Origin of the sequence: Rhodanobacter sp. Col0626, from assembly GCF_049994385.1 — a bacterium.
Classification (GTDB): Bacteria; Pseudomonadota; Gammaproteobacteria; order Xanthomonadales; family Rhodanobacteraceae; genus Rhodanobacter.
This window is the reverse complement of the sequence record NZ_CP188260.1, coordinates 475,426-489,766: the sequence shown is the minus strand read 5'-3', so window position 1 is coordinate 489,766 and position 14,341 is coordinate 475,426. Positions and strand designations below refer to the sequence as shown.

Genomic DNA, 14,341 nt, shown 5'->3' with positions numbered 1-14,341 from the left:
ATGAAATCTTTCAGATCCGATAGTCCAAATGCGGTTCCCGAGACGGCCGAGGCGTGGCTGGCGCGATTGCTTGCCCCCGACTGCAGCGCGCAGGACAAGGCCGCGTTCGCCAGGTGGCGAGAGGCCGACGCCGCCAACGCCGACGATTTCGCCGAAGCGGAATACCTGCACGAAACCGCCGCACAGCTGGCCGATGACCCGCTGATCCGCGCGGCAACCCGCGCGGCGAAGCGGCAAGGTGCAGATACGCGCCCTCGTTTCGGATGGATCGCGGCTTCCGCTGCCGCCGCTGCCGTGCTGGTCGGTGCGCTTGGCCTCGCCATCCATCGGTATCAGAGTGCCGTGCCGGAAATCCATTACGCCAGTACCACGACCCCACAGACGATCACCCTCACCGACGGCACCCGATTGCAACTCGATGCCGGATCCTCGGTCGCGGTGCAGTTCGGTCATGCCCGACGGGTGGTGAAACTCGAACGCGGCCGCGCCGAATTCACCGTCGCCGCCGATGCCCGCCGGCCCTTCGAAGTTCAGGCCGGCGATGCCACGATCCGCGATATCGGCACCACGTTCCAGGTAAGTCGCGACGTGCGCGGCGTCGAGATCGGACTGCTGGAGGGACAGGTGCAAATCACCGGCAAACACGACGGTCAGGCATGGCATCGACTGCTCGCACCGTCGGAACAACTGCTGGTCGGCGTGGACGGCCATGCCGGTCCCACCGAGGCACTCGACGTCGATGCCGCGCAAAGCTGGCCACGCGGCAAGCTGGTGTTTCATGAGCGCCGCCTCGACGAATTGCTGATCGAGGCCAACCGCTACTCGGCACTCAAGCTGCGCATAGCCGATCCCTCGCTGGCTTCACTGCGCGTAAGCGGCAGCATCCACGCCGGCGACCAGGAAACGCTGGTCAAGTCGCTGGAACACGGCTGGCAACTGCGGACTTTGCGAACCGGTCCGGAAGAAATCAGCATCCAGCGGTAGACCACTGGCAACGTGCGTTGAAGTGAATCGGGCCAGGATCATTGTCCACGGATAACCCACGCCGAAGGCGCTCCGGCGAAGCCTCTCAGCATCGTTCGCGTGCTTCGACCGGCGCGACCGGACCGATCGGCGCCACGACCGGTCGCCGCCGCGCGTTGGCCAGTACCACGCCACCGACGGTGATCGCGCCACCGAGCAGAATCAACGCGTTCGGTACCTCATGCAGCCACAGCCAACCGATCAGCAGCGCGATCGGCGGCGACAGATAGATGAAGCTGCTGACGCGTGACGCCGAGGCCCGTTCCACCGCCATGTTCCACGCCAGGTAACCCACGAACGTCGGCGCGATACCCAGCCACAGCAGCGCGCCGATGTGCGGCCACGAGGCCGTCGCCAGGGCCTGCGGCAGCTGCCAGCCGAACGGCAGCGCACCCAGCGTGCCGGCAAAGAAGGTGAATGCGGTGACGCCGAGCATGCTGTTGCGCGCAAACAAGGCCTTCTGGCCCACGAAGTAGATCGCCGAGACGATCACGCAAACCAGCACCAGCAAGGCCCTCGGATCCACTTGCACGCGCTGGCCGCTGGCCAGCACCACCAGCACGGTGCCCACCAGCGCCATGCCGAGCCCGATCCAGGTCCGCCGCGCCAGCCGCTCACCGAGCCAGAAAGCGGATACCGCCGCGGTGGCCGCCGGCACCAGTGAAATCAGGATCGACGCGGTGCCGCTGGCAATGCGCGTCTCCGCATAATTCAGGCACAGGTGATACGTGGTGAGTCCCAACACGCCCAGCAGGGCCAGTTGCGGCCAGTCGCGACGCGAGGGCAGCGGCACCCGCCTGACCTTCAGCAACACGGCGAAGCACAACGAACCGATCAGCAATCGCGCAAACGCCACCTCGCCAGGCGTAAATGCCGGCAACGCATAGGCGATCGCGGCATACGCCGAGGACCAGGTGAGCAGGGCAATCGCGATGGCGACCAAGGCGCGGCCATCGAGACGATCAACGGTATCCATGGATGGATTCCAGTACGGGGGAGTGCGCATCCTAGTCTTGCCGGTCACACCGGGGAATAATGCATCGAATCGTTTTCACGATGTTTCGCCAACGATCGAAGCAATTACGAGTGATCCCGCCTTGGAATCGAAACCCGAATTGGATAGCAAAGACTGGCAGCTGCTGGAGGCGCTGCAACAGGACGCACGCCTGGGTTATGCGGAGCTGGGCCGCAAGGTGCAGTTGTCCGCACCGGCAGTGGCCGAAAGGGTGAAGCAACTGGAGGAAGTCGGGGTCATCACCGGCTATCGCGCCACGGTCAACCCCAAGCGGCTCGGCTACAGCATCAGCGCGATGGTCCGGCTGCGCAGCGACGGCATCACCTGCGCGCGCATCGGCACGCTGGTGGAGGACATCCCCGAGATACTGGAATGCCGCCGGCTCGCCGGCGAGGATGCCGCCTTGCTGCACGTGGTGGCGATGTCGATCAGCCACCTGGAGTCCGTGCTCGACCGCCTGCTCAAGACCGGTGCGAGCAACAGCACCACGACCCTGATCGTGCTGCAGACGCCGCACGAAAACCGTCCGTTGACCCGCGCGATGTGGAACGCCGCGCGCGCCCTGTCGAACGATTGATCCCATCCCCGAGAGCATCCGATCCGATGACCGACAAACCCACCGACAAACTTCCTGTCCCAACCGACCAGGCGCCTTCCAACCCCGAGCGCCGCCGCCTGCTCGGCGGCATGGCCTTCGCCGGTGCGGCGCTGACACTTGGCGGCTGCAGTCCGCTCGGCGATCATCGCTCGGCGACCGCGGGCGCGCACGATATGCCTGCCGCCGAACTCGACGCGCTGCTGCGCCAGCACATCCAGCAGGTGGTGGTGTTGTACGCTGAGAACCGCAGTTTCAACAACCTGTTCGCCGACTTCCCGGGGCTGGCTCAGCCGCTGCAGGATCCGCAGTCGACGCGGTATCCGCAGCGCGATCGCGACGGCAACCTGTTCACCACGCTACCGCCGATCTGGGGCGGCTTGGTGCCTCACGCACAAACGGTGGACGGCCAGCATTACCAGATCGACGTACACGCCATCACCGACCTGCCCAACCAGCCGTTCGCGCTGCGCACCCCCGCCGGCGCGCCGCTGCCGCATGGCGTGGTCACGCGCGACCTGGTGCATCGCTTCTACGAGAACCAGCTGCAGATCAACGGCGGCAAGAACGACGGTTTCGTCGCCTGGGGCAATTCCGGTGCACTGGTGATGGGCCATTACGCCGACAGCGCCACCAACCTGCGTCTGTGGCAGCTCGCGCAGCAGTACACCTTGTGCGACAACTTCTTCATGGGCGCCTTCGGCGGCTCGTTCCTCAACCATCAGTACCTGGCCGCGGCGCAACCGCCGTTCTATCCAGATGCCGATCAACGGCCGGGCAAGTTCCAGGTCGCCACCCTCGAGGGCGACGATCCCACCGGGGTGCGTCCCCGACTGGCCGACGACTCACCGGCCAGCGCGATGCAGGGCCGCTCGAAGTTCGCCACGCCCGACGCGCTCACGCCGGACTTCTGGGCCGTCAATACGATGGGCCCGGCCTATGCGCCGGCGTTCAGTCACGACAAGCAAAACCCGCAGCTGGCCAACGCCGATGATCCAACCACTCTGCCGCCACAGGTCCACCTGACCATCGGCGACGTCCTGTCGGAAGCCGGCGTGGACTGGGCCTGGTATGCCGGCGGCTGGAAACTGGCGCTGGAGGGCCATGGCGACGGCGACCATCACGTGTTTCCGGAAGTGCCGAATTTCCAGATCCACCATCAGCCATACAACTATTTCCGTCGATTCGCGCCTGGCACGTCGGCGCGCCAGCAACACCTGCGCGACGCGGGCATCGGCGGCACCGCCGAGGGCAATCACTTCATCGCCGCGATCGAAGCCGGCACGCTGCCGCCGGTGTCGTTCTACAAACCGCAGGGCGACCTCAACATGCATGCCGGCTATTCCAGCGTGGCCGCGGGTGACGAGCATCTGTCACAGGTCATCGATGCCTTGCAGAAGAGTCCGCAGTGGCCGCACATGCTGGTGGTGATCACGGTGGACGAGAACGGTGGCTGGTGGGATCACGTGGCGCCGCCCAAGGGCGACCGCTGGGGGCCCGGCTCACGCATTCCCGCGCTGATCGTGTCGCCGTTCGCGAAGAAAGGCTTCGTCGACCATACGATCTACGACACCGGTTCGATCCTGCGTTTCCTCACGCGCCGCTTCGGGCTGAAGAAGTTGCCAGGACTCAAGCTGCGTGATGCCGCCATGATCGCCGCCGGCGGACCACCGCCGGGTGATCTCACCGCGGCATTGCAGTTCGACTGAGCAAGAGCCACCCCTCCCAGCCTCCCCTGCGCGCAGGGGAAGGAGCAAAGCCGGCCACCCGAAACTCCATCGCCGCCGGTATACCCTCCCCTGCTCCGCAGGGTAGGGATGGGGTTCAAGCCGCGACGAACCTCCACAAGAAGCCCCCCGGGATTGGGGAACCACCAACCCGCGTCGTAAGCTGCATCTCCGATCCAACCTCCCCGACGAGCAGAGGGAGCACAACGCCCAGGAATCCCATGCGCGAGCTTTATCCCGAGATCGAACCGTATCGGACCCATCAACTCGCGGTCGATGCGCGCCACACACTGCACGTGGAAGAGTGCGGCAATCCCGCCGGCTTGCCGGTGGTCTTCCTGCACGGCGGTCCCGGCGCCGGCGTATCGCCCTACCACCGCCGCTTCTTCGATCCGGCACGCTACCGCATCGTGTTGTTCGACCAGCGCGGCGCCGGCCAGTCCACGCCGTTCGCCGAACTCATCGACAACACCACCTGGCACCTGGTCGCCGACATCGAGAAGATCCGCGAACAATTGGGCATCGAGCGCTGGGTGGTTTTCGGCGGCTCGTGGGGCTCGACGCTGGCGCTGGCCTATGCGCAGACACATCCGGAGCGCGTGCTCGGGCTGGTGTTGCGCGGCATCTTCCTGGGCCGTCCACCGGAGCTGCGCTGGTTCAACGAAGTCGACGGCGGCGCCTCGCAGATCTTTCCCGAACGCTGGTCGCGCTTCGTGGATTTCATCCCGGCCGATGAGCGCACTTCGATGCTGGACGCGTACTGGACCCGGCTGACCAGTCAAGACGAAGCGACCCGCCTTGACGCCGCGAAAGCATGGAGCGCATGGGAAGGCGGCAGCACGACGCTGGTCCATGATCCCGATGGCGGCGGCGATTTCGAGGATCCGCACAAGGCCGTCAGCCTGGCCATCATGGAGGCGCACTATTTTCGCCACGCGATCTTCCTCCAACCCGACCAGCTGTTGCGCGACGTCGACCGGATCCGCCACATTCCGGCCACCATCGTGCAAGGCCGCTACGACATCATCTGCCCGATGAAGAGTGCGTGGGACTTGAGCCAGGCATGGCCGGAGGCGGATCTGCACGTGGTGCTGGCCGGTCACAGCGCCGCCGATCCGGCGATCGTCGATCAACTGGTGCAGGCGACCGACCGGCTGGCCGACCGCCATGCGTAAGCCACGCCGCCCCGCTCAATGGGGCGAGGTGGCCTCGGCGGGGATCAGGTCCGGTTGTGCCTCGTACCAGCGCTGCGCATGCAGCAGATGAAAGTCGCGCTTGCCGTCCGCCAATGCCACACCCAGACCCAGCACACCCCAGCGCGCATAGAGATCGCCGTTCGGTTGGCCATCCCTGATGCGCAGGTGCGCAAACAGGTCGACCCGCTTGTTGCTTGCCACCAGGTGGTCGAGGATGAAGTCACCGCGCTGCGCCTCGATCCTGGCGTGTGCGGTGGCCTGGCCATCGTTGATCACGTTCGTGATCCATTTGGGGAATGCACTGCGATCGGCGAACAGCGAAAGCAACAGGCCGACATCCTTCATCACGATCGTGGCATCACCGCGCAGGCGCATCGGGCGATCCCAGTCCAGCCGGCCGTGCTGCAGGGTCACCTTGGCCCACCACGGCGGCGCGCTTGACCCTTCCACGCGCACGCCATCCAGGCCGAGCGTGAATGCCTGCAGATCGAACGCATGCCCCGCGCGCTTCTTGGCGCGATCGAGCCGTGTATCCAGCGACAGGCTGCCGCGCAGGCGCGACACACCCAGCGCGAGTCGTGCCGCCGTGCTGTTCATCTGCATGCGTCCCGCGCTGACATCGCCGTTGCCGTCGAGCGTGAAGTCGGTGGACATCGAGCCAGTGCCCTGCAGGAAGTACAGGCTCTTGCCGGGCAGGTAACGGTTGTATGTGCGCAGGTCGGGAATCTGCGCATCGTCAAAATGAAGCCGGGCGGTAAACAGCTGGCGCAACCTGGCCAGGTCGTCGGACGAACGCAGGTTCACCTGCAACGCCCGGCCGCGCAGATACGCCTGCCCCGGTGCGTCGCGCGGCGCCAGCGTGAAACGATCCACCATGAGATCCGCCAGCAATCGCCCGCCACCGGGCGCCGCCACGACACGCGCCTTCGCCTGCGCGCTGCCGGCGAATACGTTGTCGAGGATGTTCGCCACCAGCGCTACCTGCGGCACCTCGACATGCGTATCCGATTGCAGGTGACCGCCCTCGATGTGCAAGGCACCGGCGATATCGCCCGAGCCGTCCAGTCGCAACCAGGGCTTGGACATCGTCAACGGCGCCAGCCAGTCCAGCGAAGCGAAATGCCAGCGACCGTCGACGTTGCCGGAAAGCAGCCGCAGCGCCTCGCTGGTCGAACGCCACGGCAACACCCGCCGACTGGCAAACTGCAGGTGGGCCTCCAGTTGGTTCGTCGCGGCGTTGCTATCGATACCCGGTGGCGGCGGAATCCGCGCGTGCATCACTACCGCAGCGGGCTGCACCGCCAGATCGAGCTGACCGCGGCGCTGCTCCTGCTTGCCGTCGGCATCGGTGATCGCCACCGGCGCGTTCCATTGCAGTCGACCGTCAGGTACCAAAGTGCCGTGGTCAAGCGAGAAGTCGGCGCTCAGATGACCCTTCAGCGATGACTGTGCAGCGGCGCGCGTGCCGGCCTTGTCGGCACCTAGCGCTATCGCCGGCGTCGCGCCTTCCGCGACCACATGGATCTTCGCCCGCTCAAGCTTCTTCCAGCCCGGTGGCAACTCATGGGTGAAAGGATCGAACGCAAAATGGACATCGAGCCTGGCGTCGTGCAGCAATTCCTGCTGCCGATAGTGCACGCTCGCCCTGGGCATCCATACGCGCGAAGGAAAAATGGCCGTCGCTCCTCCGCGCAACTGGTGCGTAAAGCCGAGTTCGGCCTTGCCATCGCCGTCGGCGACCAGATCGCCCATGCGCACTTGCCGCAACGACAGCGTGCTGACCCGATCGACCGTGACGTGCCAGGCGTCGCTTTGCCAGGGCGGTGGTTTGTGGTCGACGCTGGTCGGCTGAATATCGAGCTTCACCGCCGACGTGCGGACCTGGCCGAAGCGCAGTTCGCGCCGAAGCAGCGGCCACAACATGATCCGTCCACCCGCCGACTCGCCCTGGGCGCTCCACAACAGTTGGCGTGCATGTCCATGCAGCTGCAAATCATGCGCATGTATCTGCCCCGGCCACAACGTCCACGCCCACGCCCACTGCGCATGAAACGTTTCCGGCTTGCGGTTGATCGTGGACGATGCCATCGGGCTGTTGAGGAAAACATTGCCGATGATCAGGTACAGCACATACAGCACGCCCACCAGCCACAGTAGTCGACGCATGGGTACAGGCAAGGTGCGCATCAGGCTCGGTTCGCGGGGTTCATGGTTCAGCATGGCGAGCTTGGCGTGATGGGCTGGTGGAGCATGCACCCAAGCCGGGAGAAAACGACATGCATGAGCTGAAGCGGCGTCCGCCGGAGGCGGCGATGGCATACTTCGACGTTCCGCCGCGAACGATTGGCCAGAGCCGTCGATCGCAACCGTCATGCCGCTCTGCAATGCAGGCGCGTAAGGCCATGCCGCTGATCATCGGGGATTTTCCATGCGTGTTCTGGTTACCGGCGCCTACGGTTTCATCGGTGCGCACATCGTCGCAGCATTGACGGCCGCCGGTCACCAGGTCGTCTGCGCCGTGCGAAATGCGCGGCGCGATTCGCGCTTCTCCGGACTAGCCGCAGTAGCGTGCGACATGGCCCACGACAGCCGCAGCGAAGACTGGCTGCCCCGTCTCGAGGACATCGATGCCGTGGTGAATTGCGCTGGCATCCTGCGCGAGCATGGCGACGACACGTTCGCTGCGATCCATGAACAGGCGCCGCTTGCCTTGTTCCAAGCCTGTCGGCAGCACGGCATACGAAGGGTGATCCAGATTTCTGCGCTGGGCAGCGCCGCGGATGGCGAGTTCATTGCTTCCAAGCATCGCTGCGACGATGCGTTGGCGACATTGGAACTGGACTGGCTGGTATTGCGTCCTTCGCTTGTCTATAGCGCACGCGGTTCGTACGGCGGCACATCCCTGCTGCGCGGGCTGGCCGCCCTGCCCGGCGTACTGCCACTGCCCGGTCACGGCCAGCAACAGGTACAGCCGATTGCTGCGGAAGATGTCGGCGCGGCGGTCGCCGCCGCACTTTCGCGTCCGCAGTGCATCCGCGAGGTGATCGAACTGGTCGGACCCGACGTGCTGACGTTGCATGACTATCTGCTGGCCTGGCGGCGCTGGCTTGGTTTCAGGCCTGCACGCGTCCTCGCGGTTCCCGCCCGCCTCGTCCGCGTGTCCGCCGCGATCGGCGAGCGCATGGGTAACGGCCCGTTGGGACAAACCATGGCGCGAATGCTGGAACGCGGCAACATCGGCGCACCCGATGCGACAACACGCCTGCGCGAACGCCTCGATCTGTTGCCACGACGACTGCTGCGTGCGCTCGATGAAGCGCCGAGCCACGTCCAGGATCGCTGGCATGCGCGGTTGTATTTCTGGCTGCCTGCGTTGCGCGTACTGACCGCCCTGGCATGGCTCGGCTCCGGCGTGATCGGATGGCTGACCCCGGTGGCTGCGGTGATGGCTTCGGCACCAGGAAGCTCGCTCTCTGCCGATACTTGCTTGGTCTTGCCCGAGTCACTGGCAGCGCTGACCTGGTGCTCGGCGTGCTTTGTCTGCTGCGTTGGCGTCCTCGCGTCGTACTGACGTTGATGCTGGCGATGCTGGTCGGTTACACGCTGGGCATCGGCATCCTGTGGCCCGCGCATTGGCTGGATCCGCTTGGTGGCTTGCTGAAGAACCTGCCGCTGTTCGGCGCCCTGGTGATCCTGCTGGTTACGGAAGAACGTCGATGAATGCCTATGTGCTGTTGAAGACGGTGCACATCCTCTCATCCACGCTGTTGTTCGGGACCGGACTGGGCACGGCGTTCTTCATGTGGTTCACCCATCGCAGCGGCCAGATTGCCGCCATTGCGGTAGCGACACGACTGACGGTTCGCGCGGACCTGTTTTTCACCACGCCGGCGGTGATCGTGCAGCCATTGTCAGGCTACTTGTTGATGCGACTGATGGGTTTCGACCTGCATACCCCCTGGCTGCAGGTTGCCGCGGCGCTGTATCTGGTGACCGGCGCATGCTGGTTGCCGGTGGTGTGGCTGCAATGGCGTGCGCGAAATCTTGCCAATACGGCACTGCGCAGCGGCACGGTCCTGCCGCCGGCCTACCATCGGTGCATGCGCCTGTGGTTTGCCTTGGGATGGCCTGCCTTTTTCGCGGTGATTGCCATTTTCTGGTTGATGATCGCCAAGCCGACATTGTGGGCTTGAGCACCATCGGATTCACGGCAAGCCCGTGCCATCACGGCGCAAGAATCGGATATCGCAAAAAGGTGGCCACGACAAAACTGTGACTCCCCGATTCCACCGGATGATCGTCATGCTCACCCTGTTCGACTACCTGCCTTCGCAGAACGCCTGGAAGGTGCGCCTGCTGCTGAATCATCTCGGCCGGCCGTATCACTCGGTGCCGGTGAGCATCTTCGAAGGCGAAGGCCGGACGACGGAGTTCCTGCGCGTCAATCCGACCGGCACGGTGCCGGCGATCCGGCTGGAGGACGGCCGCGTGCTGGCCGAGTCGAACGCGATCCTCCTGTATCTGGCCGAAGGTACGCCGTACCTTCCGGATGATGCGTTCGGACGCGCCAAGGTCGCGCAATGGCTTTGTTTCGAGCAGGAGCGGGTGGAATCGGTGATCGGTTCGCTGCGCCACTGGACAATGACCGGCAAGCTGGCACGACGTTCGGCGGAGATGATCGAGGCCAGGCGCAGCGCCGCGGGACGATCGCTGGGCATGCTGGAAAACGAGCTGGCAACACGATCATTCGTCGCTGGCGACCGTTACTCGATTGCCGACATGGCTATATTCGCCTACGCCAGCCGCGCCGAAGAGGCCGGGTTGTCGTTGCAGCCATATCCGCATTTTCGTGCCTGGGTCGCGCGGGTCGAGACCCAGCCGGGGTTTCTTGCCACCATGCATTCCTATGCGATCGATCCGCATTCGACGCGGGATTTGCCGTAGACCACGGCTTTCGTCACGGGCGAGCCATGTGACGGCAATGGCATACTCGGGGTTTTCCGGCTCGAGAGTTCTCCATGCGCCTTCTGCCCGCCCTCGCCTTCGGCACGCTGATGTTGCCGCTGGCCGCCAACGCCAACGCCAACGACTCGAATTCCTACGCGCAACCCGATCAGGTCGTGGTGACGCATCTGGATCTCGATCTGAAAGTCGACTTCCCGCACAGGCAGCTCGATGGCAAGGCCACGCTGAAGCTGGACTGGAAGAATCCGAAGGCCGCCTCGCTGGTGCTGGACACGCGCGACCTGAAGATCGCGAGAATCGAAGCGCTCGGCGCCGACGGCAAGGGTACGCCGCTGAAATATGCGCTGGCGCCGCGCGACAAGCAGCTCGGCAGCAAGCTGACCATCGCCACGCCGACGCATCCGGCGCAGGTGCGCATCGTCTACACGACTTCGCCCAAAGCGTCTGGCCTGCAGTGGCTGACGCCAGAGCAGACCGCCGACAAGAAACTGCCCTTCATGTTCTCGCAGTCCGAGTCGATCCACGCACGCTCCTGGGTGCCGTTGCAGGACTCGCCGGCGATTCGCATCACCTATGACGCGCATGTGCACGCACCGAAGGACGTGCGCGTGGTGATGAGCGCGATCAACGATGCGAAGCATCCGCTCGACGGCGACTTCAGCTTCGACCAGCCGCACCCGATTCCCTCCTACCTGCTGGCGATCGCCGCCGGCGGCATCGACGCCGAGGCCACCGGCCCGCGCAGCGCGGTGTACGCCGAGCCCTCGATGGTGCACAAGGCGGCGCGCGAATTCGAAGACACCGAAAAGATGATCGCCACGGCCGAGAAGCTGTACGGCCCCTATCGCTGGGGCCGCTACGACCTGATCGTGCTGCCGCCGTCGTTCCCGTTCGGTGGCATGGAAAATCCGAACATGACCTTCGCCACGCCGACCATCGTGGTCGGCGACAAGAGCCTGGCCTCGGTGATCTCGCACGAGCTGGCGCATTCGTGGTCCGGCAACCTGGTGACCAATGCGACCTGGCGCGACGGCTGGCTCAACGAGGGCTTCACCACCTATGTGCAGGGCCGCATCACCGAGGCGGTGTACGGCAAGGCGCTGGCCGACGAGGAAGCACTGCTGTCGGCCCGCGCACTGCAGAAGAGCATCGGCCACATGCCGGCGAACTCGCAGAAGCTGGCGCCCGATCCGCGTGGCGTCGGCGCGGATGATGCGCTGTCGGACGTGGTCTACGACAAGGGCTCATGGTTCCTGCGCACGCTTGAGCAACGCTTCGGCCGCGACGCGTTCGACGCCTACCAGAGAGGTTACTTCGACCACTTCGCCTGGCACAGCATCACCACCGAGCAGATGCTCGACTACATGAAGCCGAACCTGATCGAGAAGTACCCGGGCAAGATGAGCTGGGACGAGGTGAAGGCTTGGGTCTACGGCGAAGGCATCCCGAAGGATGCGCCGCTGCCCGACTCGCCGCGCTTCAACACCATCGACAAGGAGCGCAGCGACTTCCTCGCCGACAAGCTGGCCGCCGACAAGCTCGATGCAAAGGCCTGGAACACCCAGGAATGGATGTACTTCCTCGACCGCCTGCCGGATGCCCCGCCACTGGAAAAAATGCAGCAACTCGATAGCGCCTGGCACCTCACCGGCACGCCGAACGCCGAGATCGGCATGCGCTGGTACCGCCACGCCATCGCCGCCGGCGACAAGGCCGTCTGGACGGCGGCCGCCGAACACATGACGCGCATCGGCCGGCTTTACCTGACCACCCCGCTGTACAAGGCCTTCGTGAAAACGCCGGACGGCCTGGCTTACGCCGAGCAGGTCTATGCCAAGGCGAAATCCGGCTATCACCCGCTGACCCAGCAGGTGGTCGAGGGCATCATCGCCAAGGCGAAGAAAGCGAAATAACTGCGGCGCCTCCCCCTGCAAGGCAGGGGGAGGTTGGGAGGGGGTAGCGCTCTGGATCTTCAATCCAGAGCAAAAGCTACCCCTCCCCAACCCTCTCCTGCGTTGCAGGAGAGGGAGCGACCCCGCCAAGACTGACAAGAAGCCATCATGCCCCCATCGACGAACACCACCACCCCACTCTGGAAACGCATGTTGCTGCGCAGGCTGAAATTCCTGGCGTGGCTGGTTGCCTTGCTGGTCATCGTGTTCGGCGGCAGTTACCTGTTCGCGCCGCAGTGGCTGATGCAGGCGAACTTCAAGCGGGAGGCGATGGCGGCGCACCTGGAGACACATTCGGTGCAGGCCGGGGACACCCGCTGGGTCTACTACGAGGGTGGCGACGGTCCGACCATCGTGTTGCTACACGGTTTTTCAGCGGACAAGGAGGTCTGGCTGGAGGTGGCCAAGCTGCTCACGCCGCACTTCCACCTGATCATTCCCGATCTCCCCGGCTGGGGTGAGTCCTCGCGCGATGCCGGCGCGAGCTACAACATCGACGCCCAGGCGGTGCGCCTGGATGCGTTCGTGCAAACCCTGCGACTGCAGCGCTTCGTGCTGGTCGGGCATTCGATGGGCGGCGCGATCGCCGGCGTGTACGCCAGCGAACACCCCGAACACGTCGCCGAACTCGCACTGGTCGACGCCTTTGGCCTGAAGACCGCCGAGTCCGATTTCTCCCGCGCCGCGATGGCCGGCAAGAACCCCTTCGTCTACGACGATCGCGCCGGCTTCGAGCGCGCCACGTCGCTGGCGTTCGAAAAGCCGCTCGACCTGCCCGGCCGTTTCGTCGACGTGCTGGTGAAGCGCAATCAGCGCGACCATGACTTCATCGAGCGCACCTTCAACGAGCTGCGTGAGCCCGCGCAATATCTTTCCGTGCAGAACCGGCTCGGGCAGCTGACCATGCCGGTACTCGGCTTGTGGTGTCACGACGACAAGATCGTCGGTTTGTCGGCACTGGACAGCCTGCGCAACGGCCTGGCCGCCGCCAGCGCGATCAGTACCAGCACGATCAACGGCTGCAATCACATGCCGATGATCGAAAAGCCCGAGCAGACCGCGCAAATTCTTACCGGTTTCACGTTGTCGCACTGAACGGCCAGCGCCTTTCGGCCCCCCGAAAGCGATACTGAACGGACCCGTGCGCCATGGGCACATTATTGTGAATTGCGTGTGACAACATGGGAGAATGGCGCTATGTGCCCTGCGACCCGGGGTGTCCACGCGCATGAAAACGGAACGATGCAGCAGCCGATGAAGCAAAGTCTCTTGCGCTCAGGGGTGGATGCGATTGTGCGGATGTCCGCCACACGCACCAATTACTGGGCTGAGCTCGGCCTGGACGTCGCGCTGGGCCTGTTGCTGGTGGCAGAGGGCTGGCGCCGGCATGCCGGAGGTCCGCTGGTTGCATTGCTCGCACTTGGGCTGGGGCTGTTCGCCTTCAGCTTCATCGAGTACTTCTTCCATCGCTGGATGTTCCATACGCGGGTTCCGCTGTTCGAACAGGGCCATCGCACGCACCACGAGCAACCGCTCGGCTACGACTCGTTGCCGTTCTTCCTGCCGGCGGCGGTATTGCTGGTGCTGGCGGGTGTATTCGCGCTGATCATGCCGACAGGGTTTGCCCTGCTGATGGCCGGGGCCATCACGTTTGGCTACGTGGTCTATGGATTGAGCCACTTCATCATCCATCACGTGCGCTTCAAGCAGCCGCTGCTGCGGCGCTGGGCTGGCGCCCACCACGTGCACCATTATCACCCGGGCAGCAATTTCGGCGTCACCACGCCACTGTGGGATGTACTGCTGGGCACACGCTACGTGCGCCAGCCCAGGAAAAGCTGAAACCCCGCCCCCTCATGTGGGAGCGA

The 14,341-nt window shown here is 64.6% G+C and carries 13 protein-coding genes; 11 read left to right on the top strand and 2 right to left on the bottom strand.

Translation table 11 applies throughout. The features are described 5' to 3' along the window. The gene (locus ACPPVV_RS01965; protein WP_426701805.1) at positions 1-984 is read left to right on the top strand and encodes a FecR family protein; all 984 of its coding nucleotides are present in this window, start codon (positions 1-3) and stop codon (positions 982-984) included. Positions 985-1,069: 85 nt separating this feature from the next. On the opposite strand, the gene ACPPVV_RS01960 is transcribed toward ACPPVV_RS01965, so the two are convergent. Next, complete coding sequence (locus tag ACPPVV_RS01960) at positions 1,070-1,999, bottom strand: DMT family transporter (RefSeq protein WP_426701804.1); 930 nt, start codon at positions 1,997-1,999, stop codon at positions 1,070-1,072. 121 nt (positions 2,000-2,120) lie between these two features. Here ACPPVV_RS01960 and ACPPVV_RS01955 point away from each other — a divergent pair, with 121 nt between their 5' ends. The 3 genes from ACPPVV_RS01955 to pip all read left to right on the top strand — a co-directional run bounded on the left by ACPPVV_RS01955 (position 2,121) and on the right by pip (position 5,535). After that, positions 2,121-2,615 (top strand): Lrp/AsnC family transcriptional regulator, encoded by a 495-nt coding sequence (locus ACPPVV_RS01955; protein WP_426701803.1) that lies wholly within the window; start codon positions 2,121-2,123, stop codon positions 2,613-2,615. A gap of 26 nt (positions 2,616-2,641) precedes the next feature. Beyond that, entirely contained in the window at positions 2,642-4,342 is a 1,701-nt protein-coding gene (acpA, locus tag ACPPVV_RS01950; protein WP_426701802.1) for an acid phosphatase, read from the top strand. A gap of 239 nt (positions 4,343-4,581) precedes the next feature. Continuing rightward, the gene (gene pip, locus ACPPVV_RS01945) at positions 4,582-5,535 is read left to right on the top strand and encodes a prolyl aminopeptidase (protein WP_426701801.1); all 954 of its coding nucleotides are present in this window, start codon (positions 4,582-4,584) and stop codon (positions 5,533-5,535) included. Positions 5,536-5,550: 15 nt separating this feature from the next. Here pip and ACPPVV_RS01940 read toward each other — a convergent pair whose 3' ends face one another. Then, on the bottom strand, positions 5,551-7,722 hold the full coding sequence (locus ACPPVV_RS01940; protein WP_426701800.1) for a hypothetical protein: 2,172 nt from the start codon (positions 7,720-7,722) through the stop codon (positions 5,551-5,553). 262 nt (positions 7,723-7,984) lie between these two features. Between ACPPVV_RS01940 and ACPPVV_RS01935 the strand changes: the two genes are divergently transcribed. The 7 genes from ACPPVV_RS01935 (at position 7,985) to ACPPVV_RS01905 (ending at position 14,315) form a co-directional block, all read left to right on the top strand. Next, on the top strand, positions 7,985-9,127 hold the full coding sequence (locus ACPPVV_RS01935; RefSeq protein ID WP_426701799.1) for a complex I NDUFA9 subunit family protein: 1,143 nt from the start codon (positions 7,985-7,987) through the stop codon (positions 9,125-9,127). After that, complete coding sequence (locus ACPPVV_RS01930; protein ID WP_426701798.1) at positions 9,079-9,276, top strand: DoxX-like family protein; 198 nt, start codon at positions 9,079-9,081, stop codon at positions 9,274-9,276. Before ACPPVV_RS01935 ends, ACPPVV_RS01930 begins: the two co-directional genes overlap by 49 nt. Next, a complete protein-coding gene (locus ACPPVV_RS01925; protein WP_426701797.1) occupies positions 9,273-9,749 on the top strand; it encodes a DUF2269 family protein in 477 nt (158 codons plus the stop codon). The genes ACPPVV_RS01930 and ACPPVV_RS01925 overlap by 4 nt, the downstream gene beginning before the upstream one ends. 109 nt (positions 9,750-9,858) lie before the next feature. Continuing rightward, on the top strand, positions 9,859-10,500 hold the full coding sequence (locus ACPPVV_RS01920) for a glutathione S-transferase family protein (RefSeq protein ID WP_426701796.1): 642 nt from the start codon (positions 9,859-9,861) through the stop codon (positions 10,498-10,500). A gap of 74 nt (positions 10,501-10,574) precedes the next feature. Next, positions 10,575-12,434 (top strand): M1 family metallopeptidase, encoded by a 1,860-nt coding sequence (locus ACPPVV_RS01915; RefSeq protein ID WP_426701795.1) that lies wholly within the window; start codon positions 10,575-10,577, stop codon positions 12,432-12,434. A gap of 189 nt (positions 12,435-12,623) precedes the next feature. After that, positions 12,624-13,568: an alpha/beta fold hydrolase gene (locus ACPPVV_RS01910; RefSeq protein WP_426703143.1), complete on the top strand. Its 945-nt coding sequence runs from the start codon at positions 12,624-12,626 to the stop codon at positions 13,566-13,568. Between the two features lie 204 nt (positions 13,569-13,772). Next, a complete protein-coding gene (locus tag ACPPVV_RS01905) occupies positions 13,773-14,315 on the top strand; it encodes a sterol desaturase family protein (RefSeq protein WP_426701794.1) in 543 nt (180 codons plus the stop codon). Positions 14,316-14,341 lie beyond the last annotated feature (26 nt).

Coding starts and splice junctions, on each gene's coding strand:
- ACPPVV_RS01965 (WP_426701805.1), top strand. CDS start 1: ATGAAATCTTTCAGATCCGATAGTCCAAATGCGGTTCCCGAGACGGCC.
- ACPPVV_RS01960 (WP_426701804.1), bottom strand. CDS start 1,999: ATGGATACCGTTGATCGTCTCGATGGCCGCGCCTTGGTCGCCATCGCG.
- acpA (WP_426701802.1), top strand. CDS start 2,642: ATGACCGACAAACCCACCGACAAACTTCCTGTCCCAACCGACCAGGCG.
- pip (WP_426701801.1), top strand. CDS start 4,582: ATGCGCGAGCTTTATCCCGAGATCGAACCGTATCGGACCCATCAACTC.
- ACPPVV_RS01940 (WP_426701800.1), bottom strand. CDS start 7,722: ATGCGTCGACTACTGTGGCTGGTGGGCGTGCTGTATGTGCTGTACCTG.
- ACPPVV_RS01935 (WP_426701799.1), top strand. CDS start 7,985: ATGCGTGTTCTGGTTACCGGCGCCTACGGTTTCATCGGTGCGCACATC.
- ACPPVV_RS01925 (WP_426701797.1), top strand. CDS start 9,273: ATGAATGCCTATGTGCTGTTGAAGACGGTGCACATCCTCTCATCCACG.
- ACPPVV_RS01920 (WP_426701796.1), top strand. CDS start 9,859: ATGCTCACCCTGTTCGACTACCTGCCTTCGCAGAACGCCTGGAAGGTG.
- ACPPVV_RS01915 (WP_426701795.1), top strand. CDS start 10,575: ATGCGCCTTCTGCCCGCCCTCGCCTTCGGCACGCTGATGTTGCCGCTG.
- ACPPVV_RS01910 (WP_426703143.1), top strand. CDS start 12,624: ATGTTGCTGCGCAGGCTGAAATTCCTGGCGTGGCTGGTTGCCTTGCTG.
- ACPPVV_RS01905 (WP_426701794.1), top strand. CDS start 13,773: ATGTCCGCCACACGCACCAATTACTGGGCTGAGCTCGGCCTGGACGTC.